10 protein-coding genes are annotated in these 12,993 nt (G+C 57.2%); 2 read left to right on the top strand and 8 right to left on the bottom strand.

Features of this window, described 5'->3' with window-relative positions; translation table 11 throughout:
* Positions 1–36: 36 nt before the first annotated feature.
* Positions 37–135, bottom strand: a complete 99-nt coding sequence (locus tag JDEN_RS13345) for a 30S ribosomal protein bS22 (protein WP_003792170.1) — start codon at positions 133–135, stop codon at positions 37–39.
* A 198-nt stretch (positions 136–333) separates the two neighbouring features.
* Positions 334–1,521 (bottom strand): acetoin utilization protein AcuC, encoded by a 1,188-nt coding sequence (locus tag JDEN_RS02520; RefSeq protein WP_015770800.1) that lies wholly within the window; start codon positions 1,519–1,521, stop codon positions 334–336.
* Positions 1,522–1,642: 121 nt separating this feature from the next.
* Here JDEN_RS02520 and JDEN_RS02515 point away from each other — a divergent pair, with 121 nt between their 5' ends.
* Together JDEN_RS02515 and JDEN_RS02510 are read left to right on the top strand one after the other, a co-directional pair.
* Positions 1,643–3,019, top strand: a complete 1,377-nt coding sequence (locus JDEN_RS02515; protein ID WP_015770799.1) for a TrkH family potassium uptake protein — start codon at positions 1,643–1,645, stop codon at positions 3,017–3,019.
* A 64-nt stretch (positions 3,020–3,083) separates the two neighbouring features.
* Positions 3,084–3,776 carry a potassium channel family protein gene (locus JDEN_RS02510; RefSeq protein ID WP_049754504.1) on the top strand — a complete coding sequence of 231 codons (693 nt, stop codon included), beginning with the start codon at positions 3,084–3,086 and terminating at the stop codon, positions 3,774–3,776.
* Positions 3,777–3,895: 119 nt separating this feature from the next.
* On the opposite strand, the gene mmsB is transcribed toward JDEN_RS02510, so the two are convergent.
* The 6 genes from mmsB to araA all read right to left on the bottom strand — a co-directional run bounded on the left by mmsB (position 3,896) and on the right by araA (position 12,964).
* Positions 3,896–5,074 carry a multiple monosaccharide ABC transporter permease gene (mmsB, locus tag JDEN_RS02505; RefSeq protein WP_015770797.1) on the bottom strand — a complete coding sequence of 393 codons (1,179 nt, stop codon included), beginning with the start codon at positions 5,072–5,074 and terminating at the stop codon, positions 3,896–3,898.
* Positions 5,075–5,079: 5 nt separating this feature from the next.
* On the bottom strand, positions 5,080–6,606 hold the full coding sequence (gene mmsA, locus JDEN_RS02500; protein WP_015770796.1) for a multiple monosaccharide ABC transporter ATP-binding protein: 1,527 nt from the start codon (positions 6,604–6,606) through the stop codon (positions 5,080–5,082).
* Between the two features lie 110 nt (positions 6,607–6,716).
* The gene (gene chvE / locus JDEN_RS02495) at positions 6,717–7,862 is read right to left on the bottom strand and encodes a multiple monosaccharide ABC transporter substrate-binding protein (protein ID WP_015770795.1); all 1,146 of its coding nucleotides are present in this window, start codon (positions 7,860–7,862) and stop codon (positions 6,717–6,719) included.
* 569 nt (positions 7,863–8,431) lie between these two features.
* Entirely contained in the window at positions 8,432–9,712 is a 1,281-nt protein-coding gene (locus JDEN_RS02490) for a glycoside hydrolase family 43 protein (RefSeq protein ID WP_015770794.1), read from the bottom strand.
* A gap of 276 nt (positions 9,713–9,988) precedes the next feature.
* A complete protein-coding gene (chvE, locus tag JDEN_RS02485) occupies positions 9,989–11,128 on the bottom strand; it encodes a multiple monosaccharide ABC transporter substrate-binding protein (protein ID WP_015770792.1) in 1,140 nt (379 codons plus the stop codon).
* A 327-nt stretch (positions 11,129–11,455) separates the two neighbouring features.
* Positions 11,456–12,964, bottom strand: coding sequence for an L-arabinose isomerase (gene araA, locus JDEN_RS02480; RefSeq protein WP_015770791.1), 1,509 nt, complete (start codon positions 12,962–12,964; stop codon positions 11,456–11,458).
* Positions 12,965–12,993: the final 29 nt, after the last annotated feature.

Here is a 12,993-nt window from a genome sequence, read left to right as displayed (position 1 = left end):
TAGAGACCCTGGAGGACGCTTAGGAAACCAAGCGCATCACTTCTTGTTACGACGCTGGTGACGCGTCTTACGAAGCAGTTTACGGTGCTTCTTCTTCGCCATGCGCTTGCGGCGCTTCTTAATGACGGAGCCCATAGTGGTTCCTCACAGTCGTTGGATTCATGTCTCTACGTGGAAAAGTCCGTCTACTATCTTACCGCGAGATGTAGCGAGGGTTGACCACAGATAACTCACAACTGTAGTTTTTGTTCGCCGTGCTTGTCCACATGGACGCACTGTGAGGTTGGCCGTGTCCCGCGCCACACCCACCCCATCCACCACGCTCCAGGACAGTCATAGATCCAACGACGTGTCCACACCCACGTGAGGAAAAACAGCCAACCGAGTCGCCCGGATCGCCCGATCAACCTCATCAGCCGGATCCCACCCCGCGCTCCACGCAGTGAACTGGTCACTTTCCCCGCCATCGCCCAACGTCAACGGGGGCTCATGGTCCAGCATCACCTCAATAAAGGCACGCCACTGAGGTGGAGTGGGCTGGTCGCACTCCAACGGCACATGGCTAGCGATAGCCACCACATGCGCCCACACCAACGGAACCACATCAATAACCGAATACCCGCCCCCACCCAGCGCAACCCAGCGCCCCTGACATAACTCATGCGCCAGATCATGAATCATCATCGCGGCGCGCCGCTGCGCAGCAACACTTACCCTCAAATCAGAGAGCACATCAAGAGCATGCGCATCACACCCATGCTGAGAAAAAATCACATCAGGACCGAAAGCCCGAGCCACCTCAGGTAGCACCGCATCCAACGCCCGCAACCACTGCGCCGACCCCGTGCGCGGCGGTAGCGCCACATTCACCGCTGTCCCCAGTGCCCGCGGTCCCCCCACATCAGTGGCAAACCCCGTCCCCGGAAACAACGTCGCCCCACTTTGGTGAATCGAGACCGTCAACACCCGTGGATCATCCCAAAACACAGCCTCCACACCATCCCCATGGTGCGCATCCACATCCACATACATAACCCGGGAAGCACCCTGATCCAACAGGCGACGAATCGCCACAGCAGCATCGTTGTACACACAAAACCCCGACGCAGCACCTGGCATCGCATGATGCATACCACCCGACAAATTCACCGCATGCAACGCATCACCCCGCCACACCGCATCCGCCGCATCAACCGTTGCCTGCGTCATCCGGGCAGCCGCCTCATGCATCAACGCAAACCCCGGGGTGTCGTCCGTACCCAACCCGCGTACCTCATCCACCACACCGCCACGTGACGCATCAATCACCGCATCAACGTAGGCAGGTTCATGGACAATCTCCAACAGGTCACGACCCGCAACACCGCTTCCCACCAACCGCACCATTGGGCCAGTAACTACCCCTAACTCGCGCAACAACCGCATCGTCATATCAAGCCGTAACGGTGACATGGGGTGAGTGGGTCCAAAATCATAAGCGAGCAACTCAGCAGACCAGGACACCTGGGAGACAATGGACATGCTTCACGGTACACCGGGCACCATCGCGCCATGAAGTTCCCACACCCTCAAACCCGTGAAACTATGGCAGAGTTTTTACAGAAGACCACCCCACGCCAAGTCAGCCCGCGAAAGGACCCACGTGTTTCCACGGTTCACAGCCGCCTTGTGGGCTGGACGCGAATCAGCCGACCGCATCGCACGGCGCTACCCTGCACCACTGGCACTCATGGTCTTCGGGTTTGTCATCCTCACCTTCGCCGCGCTGCTGTCCTTACCAGCAGCCACAACAACCGGACAGCGCGCCGACTTCGCCGACGCCCTCTTCGTCGCCACCTCCGCCGTGTCCGTCACCGGACTCACCCCCGTAGACACAGCAACCTACTGGTCATTGTTTGGGCAAGCCACCATCCTCCTGGGGATCCAAATCGGCGGGTTCGGGGTCATGACACTCGCCTCAATCCTCGGCCTGGCCGTCTCCAGGAAGCTAGGTCTCACCGCGAAAATCCTCACCGCCAGCGAAACCAAAACCACCAAACTCGGTGAAGTGGGGTCCCTGATCCGCGTTGTTGTCATTACCTCGCTCACGCTGGAAAGCGTCATTGCGCTGCTCCTGCTCCCCCACTTCATTGCTGCTGAAGGGTCCACGAGAGAAGCAGTCTGGCACGCCGTGTTCTATGCTGTCTCAGCGTTCAACAACGCCGGGTTCCTACCCACCAGCGAAGGACTCCTCCCCCACTGGGACTCTCCCCTCCTCATCGGCCCCATCATGCTCGGCGTGTTCATCGGGTCACTCGGATTCCCCGTCATCCTCAACCTCGCCCGAGCCCGCGGAAACAAACGCCTGTGGACCCTGCACACCAAACTAACGGTGGTGACCTCCACGACCCTCGTTGCCGTGGGCACTGTGTGGTTCCTCATCGCCGAATGGCGCAACGTTGACACCATTGGCCACATGGATTTTGGACACAAAATCCTCAACTCTCTCTTCCTCGCCATCATGCCGCGCTCAGGTGGATTCTCCACCATCGACATGAGCGCAATGCACGAATCCAGTTGGCTGATCACTGACGCCTTCATGTTCGTTGGCGGGGGCAGCGCCTCGACCGCCGGTGGCATCAAAGTAACCACACTCGCAGTCCTCATGCTCGCCATTGTCGCTGAAGCGCGCGGTGACCGTGACACCGATGTCTTCCACCGACGCATCCCACCAGACATCCTGCGCCTTGCCGTGGCCGTGACTTTCCTTGGCGCGACCATCATTTTGATCTCCAGCCTTGTGCTCCTCGAACTCACTGGAATGACACTCGACGTCATCTTGTTCGAGGCCATCTCCGCCTTTGCCACAGTCGGGCTATCCACAGGGATCACCCCTGTACTCCCCGACTCAGCAAAATATGTTCTTGTTGTTCTCATGTACGTGGGCCGAGTCGGTACGATGACGTTTGGAGCCGCGCTCGCCTTACGGTCACGGCGCCGCGTCATCCGGCTCCCAGAGGAAAGGCCGATCGTTGGCTGACACACCAGAAGACCTCCTCGCACTCGAACGCGCCAGTAGTGCAAGTCGAGGAGCAGGCACCTCCATCGCGCAAGCCGTCGCCCGTCGACGGCGCACCACCGACGTCAAAAAGGACGCAGGTGTCCTCGTCATCGGTCTAGGGCGATTCGGGTCCTCACTGGCCCTCACGCTGGACCGTATGGGCCAAGACGTCCTCACTGTTGAACGCGACTCCCAACTCGTTGCCAACTACGCTGACCGGCTCTCCGTTGTCGAAGCAGACTGCACCAACCCCGAAGCACTCGACCAGATCGGAATCCGCGACTTCTCCGTTGTTGTCGTGGGAGTGGGCACCGCACTGGAAGCCTCGGTCCTCATCACCGGCAACCTCGTGGACATCGGGACCCCACAAATTTGGGCGAAAGCGATCTCTGCCGAGCACGGACGTATCCTTCAACGCATCGGGGCACACCACGTTGTGTTCCCCGAAGCTGACGCCGGTAACCGAGTGGCACACCTGGTCTCTGGGAAGCTCTTGGACTACATCGAGGTAGAAGACGGCTTCACCATTGTGAAGATGCGTCCGCCCAAAGAAGCACAAGGGTTCACCATCGATCAGTCCCGTATTCTGGAAAAGTATGGTGTCACTGTCATTGGTGTGAAATCTCCCGGACAAGAATTTGTGTACGCGACCGGTGACACCCGCATTGCTGCCAATGACCTGATTGTTGTGTCCGGGCACTCAGAGCTCCTCGAGCGCTTCGCTGCACGCCCGTAACACCCACTAGCCAAGAACAACACGACAGGCCCCTCACGATGGTGAGGGGCCTGTCGTTGGTGATATCCCAGCCGGTCAGCGGCTCACGGTGTGCCAACCGGCTGGAAACTTGTTCTGCGTCAGCGGGTTCCCGCGCGACGCTTGTTGTACACGTCGAAGGCCACTGCGAGAAGCAGGATGAGCCCCTTGACCACTTGCTGCACGGACTGGTCCACACCAAGGATTGACATACCGTTCGACATCACGGCCATGATGAGACCACCGACCATGGCGCCGATCACAGTACCAATACCACCGGTCACTGCAGCACCACCGATAAAGCAGGCGGCAATCGCGTCAAGCTCGAACATCGTTCCAGCAGCTGGCTGTGCGGAGCTTGACCGGGAGGAGAACACGACCCCGGCAAGCGCGGACAAGAAGCCCATGTTGACGAAGATCATGAAGTTGACCCACTTGACCTTCACACCAGACAGTTGCGCGGCGGCAAGGTTTCCACCGATCGCGTAGATGTGACGACCAAAAACGGTGCGCTTGGTGATCAGCGTGTAGATCATGATGAGCAGTGCCAACAAAATCAAGACGATCGGCAAACCACGCGCAGTGGCCAGTTGCCAAGCGAACGCCATCACAAGGACAGCAACGGCAACGATCTTGCCAATGAACGCTGGCATACCTTCAACGTCTTGCTGGTAAGCGACACGTGCGGCGCGTGCACGCCATTGCATGGCAGCGAACCCAACCACACCGATCGCGAAGACGAGGAGAGTGAAAGCGTCGAAACCTTGCCCACCAATGAGACCGTTCAGGAATCCACCTGCGACCTGCTTGTAGCCCTCGTCGTAGATCGAAATGGAGATGTTGTCGAGGATCAGCAGTGTCAGACCACGGAAGAGCAACATCCCTGCAAGTGTCACGATGAACGCGGGGATCCCCACGAAAGCGACCCAAAACCCTTGCCAGACACCCACGATGATACCGACGACCAATGCGGCGATGATGGCGGACCACCACGACCAGCCCTGCTGTTGGATCAACACCGCAGCGACAGCTCCAGCGAGCGCCACCACCGATCCTACTGACAGGTCAATGTGACCGGCGATAATCACCATGACCATCCCGATCGCGAGGATGAGGATGTAGGAGTACTGAAGAACCAGGTTTGTCAGGTTGTTGGGGTTCAGCAGGACACCGTCGGTCATAATGGTGAACAGAACGATGATCGCTGCGAACGCGATATAGATACCGCTCTGGCGCAGATTACGCGTGACGAGGGCGACCAGCCCTTTTGTCTCAGTCATCTGTCTCAGTCCTTTTCCTTGGTCATAAGTTCCATCAGGTTTTCTTGTGTTGCCTCAGACCTGGGCACGCATCCGGTGATCCGCCCTGCTGACAGCGTGTAGATGCGGTCGCAAATTCCCAGGAGTTCGGGCAACTCCGACGAGATGACCAGGACTGCTTTGCCCTCGTCAGCGAGCCGGTTAATGATCGTGTAGATCTCGTACTTTGCACCAACGTCGATACCGCGGGTGGGCTCATCAAGGATGAGGAGTTCAGGGTCAGTGAACATCCATTTCGCGAGGACCACTTTTTGTTGGTTACCACCAGAGAGTTTGCCGGCGAGTGCGTGCACGTTGGGGGTCTTGGTTCGAAGTGATTGCCGGTATTCCTCGGCAACTTTGAGTTCTTCGTTCTCGTTGACCCAGCCGCCTTTGGTGATTTTGCCCAGTGCTGCAGCGGTCGTGTTGGTTTTGATGTCTTGGATGAGGTTCAACCCGTAGCGTTTCCGGTCCTCGGAGACGTAGGCGATCCCAGCGCCGATGGCATCAGACACGGTTTTTAAGTGAATGTCTTTGCCGTGCATGCGCACGGTTCCGGTGATCTTTGAGCCGTAGGACCGGCCGAAGACGCTCATGGCGAGTTCGGTGCGCCCTGCGCCCATGAGCCCCGCGATACCCACGATTTCGCCGCGTTTCACGTTGAGCTGTGCGTTGTCAACGATGATGCGGTCTTGTTGGGTGGGGTGGTGCACGGTCCAGTTCTCAACAGCGAAGATTTCTTCACCGACGGTGCTGACGTGCTCGGGGTAGCGGTTTTCAATGGAGCGGCCAACCATGCCACGAATAATGTGGTCTTGGGTAACCTCTGGCCCCATTGTCACTGTTTCGATCGTCTGACCGTCACGAATAATGGTGGTTGAGTCTGCAATATCAATGATTTCATTGAGTTTGTGGGAAATCATGATGCAGGTGATGCCTTGACCTTTAAGGTGGCGGAGCAGGTCAAGCAGGTGGGCCGAGTCGGAGTCGTTGAGTGCTGCTGTGGGCTCGTCCAGGATGAGGAGCTTCACGCGCTTCGACAACGCCTTTGCGATCTCGATGAGCTGTTGCTTTCCGACACCGAGCTGTCCTACCGGTGTCGTCGGGTTTTCTGACAGTCCTACGCGGGCAAGAAGTTTGGCTGCCTCCGCGTTGGTTTTGTGCCAGTCAATAAGGCCGCCAGTTTTTTGCTCGTTTCCGAGGAAGATGTTCTCCGCAACCGACAGGTAGGGGACGAGAGCAAGTTCTTGGTGGATGATGACAATCCCTCGCTCTTCGGAGTCGTTAATCGATCCGAACTCGCAGAGTTTGCCGTCAAAATGGATTTCTCCGTCGTAGGTGCCGTGCGGGTAGACACCGGACAGCACCTTCATCAGGGTGGACTTTCCCGCGCCGTTTTCGCCGCAGATTGCGTGGATCTCACCGCGTTGGACGCTGAGAGTCACGTTGTCTAGGGCTTTGACACCGGGGAACGTCTTGGTGATCGAGCGCATCTCGAGGATGTGGTCGCTCATGCTACCCGTCCCTCCTTCATTGGTGGGTCATTCGTTGGTGAGGGGTGATACGTGTGGGGGTACACAGGGGGTGGGTGGGGCCACGGTGTCCGTGGCCCCACCACAGTGACTTAGGCCTGGCCTGAGTCGACTTGTTCTTGGGTGTAGTAGCCCGAGTCAACAAGGAGGGAGGTGATGTTGTCCTTGTAGACGATGTCTGATTCCAGGAGGAACGACGGAACGTTCTTCACACCGTTGTTGTAGCTATCGGTGTCGTTAGGCTCTGGGGTTCCACCTTCGAGGTAGGTCTGAGCTGCTGACACTGCCTGGTCAGCGAGCTTACGGGTGTCCTTAAAGATGGTGGAAAACTGGACGCCATCGTTGATGAGTTTCACTGAGGCGATTTCTGCGTCCTGGCCGGTGATGATGGGCATGTCGTCACCGGAGTATCCGGCACCTTCAAGTGCGGAGATGATCCCGCGGGAGATTCCGTCGAATGGTGAGAGAACACCATCAACCTTGTCACTTCCCTGGTAGGTGGAGGTGAGGAGGTTTTCCATACGCTTCTGGGCTTCTTCTTGGCTCCAACGCTGGGTTGCGACGGTACCAAAGTCGGTCTGCCCAGACTTGACGACCAGTGTGCCGTCTTCGATGTACGGCTCAAGGGTCTTCATTGCACCGTTGAAGAAGAACGTTGCGTTGTTGTCATCTGGGGAACCTGCGAACAGCTCGACGTTGAAGGGTCCTTCAGCGTCACCTTCGGAACCGTCAGCGTTGAGAATGCCGAGACCCACGAGGAGTGAGGTGGCCTGCTGGACACCGACGTTCTCGTTGTCGAAGGTCACGTAGAAGTCAACGTTTTCGTTTCCGTTGATCAGACGGTCATAGGCGATGACGGGGATACCTGCAGCGCCAGCAGCGTCGAGCTGGGTGGACAGTGCGGTTCCGTCGATCGATGCGATGATAAGTGCGTCGACACCCTGGGTGACCATCTGGTCGATTTGTTGCTGCTGGGTGGGGATCTGGTCGTTTGCGAACTGGAGGTCCACGTTGTAGCCCAGTTCCTTCAGGCTGTCTTCGACGGCTGCGCCGTCAGCGATCCAGCGTTCTGAGGTTTGGGTTGGCATGGCAACACCAACGGTGAGGTCACTTGGTTCACCGTTTGCTGCGCCGCCGTTGTTGTCATCTCCGCTGCCAGCGCCTTCGCCGCCACAGGCCGCGAGACCGAGGGTCAGTGTGAGTCCTGCTGCGATCGCAGCAAACTTCCTGCTGATCATTTCTCCTCCTTGAGAAACTACGTTTCATGGGTGGGGTTGCGACAGGATCGTCGACAGTGACGTCAGTTGTGCTGGCATCATTGCCGATCGTTACCCCCACGGGGGAGTCACGCTGTCCTTCGCGTTCGTCATCAGACACTTATAGAGTGACCCACACAACCCCTTGAGTCAACTTCTTGAAGTCAAGAACATGTTTCATTTCGATAACGACGCTCTTGCGACCTGCTTACCCCTTTATGGGCGTTTTGATCCTGCGCACCTGTCATCACGATTCCCTCACAAAGAAAATCACCCTGCAGTTTTCCTACATCTGTTCTCGCACGTCACACCTATTTTTTTGGGCAATCTTCAGATCTTCATGGGTAATTTCCTTGAGTACAAGTAATGAACTCAACCCCGGGGATACGCTACTCCTTCACCCGGCTCCTCCACCGCAGAATATCGACATGAAAACCTCATTTCAGTTTTTATCCCACAAAAAAACGGGGTGATGTGGATCGCTGCGATCATCCACATCACCCCGTTTCATGACGCTCAGTCACGAGGTTGGGTACTGCCCGCCCAGAATTTTATGGCTGAAACGACGCTCCTTGCCCCACGACACTGTCAATCTCATCCCAGCCCAACGTCAACGCAACCTCAGGAGCACACAAGGGAATAAGAGTCACGTCACTATCCGACTGTGCCGCAACCCGGAACTGTGAGGCAGAAATCACTGACGCATTCCCTGTGGCCACCCCAGCTGGCACTCGATCCACACACGCCAGTGGCGCATCGCCTGTTTCACGCGGAACGTAGACAAGGACATCACCGGACTCGGACACGACCCGCACAGGCACAACCCCATCCCCAACGGGAACACCAAACTGGGGAAATCCGTCAGCATCCCAGTACACATACTGCACTCGGCCGTGTCGGTTTGCGTCAAACAGCGGATTGCCCACGATTTCTCGGTAGGACCGGGCGTGATACACCAGAACATCACGGCCTGCCTCATCCACGGTGAACGAGTTGTGTCCTGGCCCGTATGAACTGGTTGCTTCACACGTCGTGAATACCGGGGTTTCGCTCTTATGCCATGACGCAGCGTCAAGAAGGTTTGCCGAATCCTCAGCCCACAGCAATCCCATGGCGTAATTGTGGTCAGTTGCGCTCGCTGAGTAGGTAATAAAGACCCGCCCGTTGCGCACGAGGACAGCCGCCCCCTCGTTGACCTTGTACCCAATGGTTTCCCAATCCAATTCTGGGCGAGTCAGAAGGACGGGGTCGGTGGCAAGCGTGAAGGGGTCGCTCATCGCAGCAATGTAAAGGTCTGAGTTGATGATCTCAGACTCGGGGGTGTCTTTGGGTTGGATTGGTCTTTGCGCCCAGACATAGTAGAGCGTGCCGTGATGAGTGAACGTCGTGGCGTCGAGCGCGAACTCGTCCCATGTGGAGGAGATCCGCTGCGGTTCACCCCACACCGCTGTGAGTGGGTCGTCTCCGACTCCTTCCATAACGTACATACGGATACGGAAAGGTTTATCAGCGTGTCCGGCGGTGAAGTAGAAGTACCACCGGTTGTTGATGCGGTGGAGTTCTGGGGCCCAAATATTGCCGCCCATGTCCCCGTGTTCTGGTCGCGTCCAGATCACGGTTTCTGGTGCAGTTGTCAGTGACGCAATATTCGATGCACCACGCAGAACGATGCGGTCGAAGTCGGGGTAGGAGCCGGTGAAGTACCACATTCCTTCATGTGCAATGACCCAGGGATCTGCTCGGCATTCCACGAGCGGGTTACTGGGTCGAGTGGTGGACATTGTGGTGGTGCGCACCGCGGTGTGGTCGGGTGGCAGGTGTGTCAGTGCCATGGGCTGCCCTTCGTTTCAGCCCGTTCTACATCGATGTAGAACGGGGTGGAAAAAAATTGGCAGTCTCTGTGAAACTGCCGTCGGTCTCCTGCCTCCATTTTTACATCGATGTAGAACAATAACAAGAGCATGGGCCCCTACGAGTTCACCGCAACCGCGATGTCCTCGCACGAGCCCACGCTTCCCCACCCTAGCCAGCGGAGGAACCCACTGGCAGCAGCCCGGCACTCACGCACCGCACTGTAGGTCTATGGCGAGACACGCAACGCGTCTGCCTTACTCGGACGTGCCTGAATCAATCTCTGACTGGGTGTAGTAACCAGAGTCAACAAGCAGTTCGGTGAGGTTGTCTGAGGTGACAACATCGGACTCCAACAAGAACGAAGGAACAACCTTCACACCGTTGTCATAGGTTTCAGTGTCATTTACCTCTGGCTGTCCGCCTTCAAGCAACGCCTTGGCAGAGTCAACTGCTTGAACCGCCAATTTCCGTGTGTCTTTGAAGATGGTGGAGTACTGCCATCCCTCATTGATCCACTTGGTCGATGCAAGCTCGGCGTCCTGTCCTGTCACCACAGGGATATCATCCAGTGTGTACCCAGCGCTCTGCAGCGAAGTAATGGCACCACGGCCCAGTGCGTCGTTGGACGCGAGGATTCCATGAACCTTGTCACTCTGGTACGAAGAGGTCACAAGGTCATCCATCCGTGACTGCGCCCGAGCCTGGTCCCACCCTTGGGTGGCAACCTGACCGAAGTCAGTTTGCCCTGACTTCACCACAAGAGTGCCGTTGTCAATGTAAGGCTGAACAACACTCATGGCACCGTTGTAGAAGAACGTTGCGTTGTTGTCATCAGGAGAGCCTGCGAAAATCTCGATGTTGAACGGGCCTTTCTCACCGGTGTCTGCACCGCTGTCATCAAGGATTCCTAATCCCTGCAAGAGGGAGGTCCCCTGCTGAACTCCCACGTTGAAGTTGTCGAATGTCACGTAGAAGTCAACATTTTCCGTCCCGGTGATGAGCCGGTCGTACGCAATGACCGGGATGTTGGCACTTGCTGCCGCATCAAGCTGGGTGGACAAGGACGCGCCATCAATTGACGCAACGATCAACACGTCGACACCTTTAGTGATCATTTGATCGATCTGCTCTTGCTGGGTGGGAATGTCGTTCCCCGCGAACTGGAGTTCGACCTCGTAGCCCGCCTCGGTCAGTCCATCCTGTACGGCGGCCGCGTCAGCCTGCCACCGCTCGAGAGTTTGCTCGGGCATTGCCACACCAACAACCTTGGTTGCAGAGTCGTCACCTGCCGGCGTTGTGGCGTCATCCCCACCTGCGCCCTCTCCCGAGCACGCGCCAAGAGCGAGGGTAAATACTGCAGCAGCTGCCACGCCTGCCCACTTCTTCATCGACATATCTCCTCCTTGAGATGTCATTGTTCACTGTGGAGTGATGTGCAGTGGCACGCTCATCCGTCTGGGTATGACGGGTGTCCGTGAGCCCGCGTCCCATGTTTAGTTTTCCCGTTGTACAAATACTTGTCAACCACTGTGACCAAAACGTGACCGCCACTCAAGAACTTTCATCCACTCCCAACTCGCGGACGAGTCAACACAACCAACCGCGCGGCAGCACTCCCACATCACAGCGCACACAACAATGGGGACGTGAACTGTTGTTCACGTCCCCATCATCACGAGACCGGCAGTCTCATGGTTCGCACACCATTGATCACACGGCTACTAGAACCCCTGGGCCAACCGGTAGTAGGCCTGGTTCCAGCGAAGCTCCTGCGCGAACTGCCGGATCTCAGTCTTCTCATCGATCACCACAAGCTCAGTCTGAGCGATCTGCGCAAAATCCAGCCACGTGTCCAGGCTCGCTGCGGTATCCATGCAGGTATGGTGGGCTGCACCAGTCAGCAACCATGCCTGAGTCGACACCTTGAAGGATGGTTCAGGTTGCCACACTGCTCGTGCTACCGGCAAATTGGGGAGCTCTTGTGGAGCATCAACATTGGTGACAACGTTGACGACCAGACGGAACCGTTCCCGCATATCCGACATGGCTACCACAACAGCAGGGCCAGCATCAGCAGTAAACACAAGGCGCACCGGGTCTTCCTTGCCGCCGATACCGAGCGGGTGGATTTCCAAGCGCGGCTTGTCCGTGGTCAGTGAAGGGCACACCTCAAGCATGTGCGCACCCAAAATCAGTTCACTTCCTGGTGTCAGGTCATAGGTGTAGTCCTCCATGAGGGAGGCCCCACCCGGCAGCCCATAGCCCATCACCTTAGCGATGCGCACCAGCACCGCCGTTTTCCAGTCACCCTCTGCACCAAAACCGTACCCGTCCGCCATGAGCCGTTGGACTGCTAACCCGGGCAGCTGGCGCAGCCCGCCGAGGTCTTCAAAGTTCGTGGTGAACGCACCAAATTTCCCTGCTTCCAGGAAACCACGCAGGGCAATTTCGATAGCTGCACCGTACCGAAGTGAGTCGTGGCGGTCACCGCCACGACGCAACTCTTCCTGGACGTCGTACAACTCTTCATATTCGGCAACGAGCGCGTCAATGTCCGACTGCGACACCGCATCGACCGCGTCAACGAGTTCGTTCACGGGCCAGGTGTTCACTGACACGCCGAGCGAAATCTCTGCTTCTGTTTTGTCGCCTTCCGTGACGGCAACGTTGCGCATGTTGTCACCAAACCGGGCGACGCGCATCGACTGGGCCTCATTCCAGCCAGCTGCCGCACGGCTCCACGCTGCGATCTCACTGAGCACAGTGTCGTCGCTGGGGTGTCCGGACACAATTTTGCGTTGCACGTTCATCCGTGACTGGATGTAGGCGAACTCGCGGTCACCATGTGCGGCCTGGTTGAGGTTCATGAAGTCCATGTCAATGGTTGACCATGGCAGTTCCACGTTGGCCTGGGTGTGCAGGTGCAGCAACGGAACTGTCAGGGCATCCAACCCACGGATCCACATTTTCGCTGGTGAAAACGTGTGCATCCAGGCAATGAGCCCAATGCAGGAGTCATCGGAATTGGCGTCGAGCATGGCCCGGCGGATGGAATCGGAGTCTTTAAGAACTGGTTTCCACACCACCTTGACCGGGATGGAATCAGCGCCGTCAATGAGGGAAACAAGGGCTTGGGATTGCTCAGCAACTTGGGCGAGGGTCTCCTCACCGTAGAGGTCTTGGGACCCGGTGAGGAACCAGATTTCCTTACCCTCAAATGGGTTGTTCATGATGTGTCCTTCTTTGTGGTGGGGAGGTG

It is taken from the genome of Jonesia denitrificans DSM 20603, assembly GCF_000024065.1.
GTDB lineage: Bacteria > Actinomycetota > Actinomycetes > Actinomycetales > Cellulomonadaceae > Jonesia > Jonesia denitrificans.
This window is presented reverse-complemented; position numbering and strand designations above follow the sequence as displayed.

Excerpts from the sequence above, each read along its gene's own strand:
- mmsB (WP_015770797.1), bottom strand. The coding sequence starts at position 5,074 with ATGACTGAGACAAAAGGGCTGGTCGCCCTCGTCACGCGTAATCTGCGC.
- JDEN_RS13345 (WP_003792170.1), bottom strand. The coding sequence starts at position 135 with ATGGGCTCCGTCATTAAGAAGCGCCGCAAGCGCATGGCGAAGAAGAAG.
- chvE (WP_015770795.1), bottom strand. The coding sequence starts at position 7,862 with ATGATCAGCAGGAAGTTTGCTGCGATCGCAGCAGGACTCACACTGACC.
- araA (WP_015770791.1), bottom strand. The coding sequence starts at position 12,964 with ATGAACAACCCATTTGAGGGTAAGGAAATCTGGTTCCTCACCGGGTCC.
- chvE (WP_015770792.1), bottom strand. The coding sequence starts at position 11,128 with ATGTCGATGAAGAAGTGGGCAGGCGTGGCAGCTGCTGCAGTATTTACC.
- JDEN_RS02490 (WP_015770794.1), bottom strand. The coding sequence starts at position 9,712 with ATGGCACTGACACACCTGCCACCCGACCACACCGCGGTGCGCACCACC.
- mmsA (WP_015770796.1), bottom strand. The coding sequence starts at position 6,606 with ATGAGCGACCACATCCTCGAGATGCGCTCGATCACCAAGACGTTCCCC.
- JDEN_RS02520 (WP_015770800.1), bottom strand. The coding sequence starts at position 1,521 with ATGTCCATTGTCTCCCAGGTGTCCTGGTCTGCTGAGTTGCTCGCTTAT.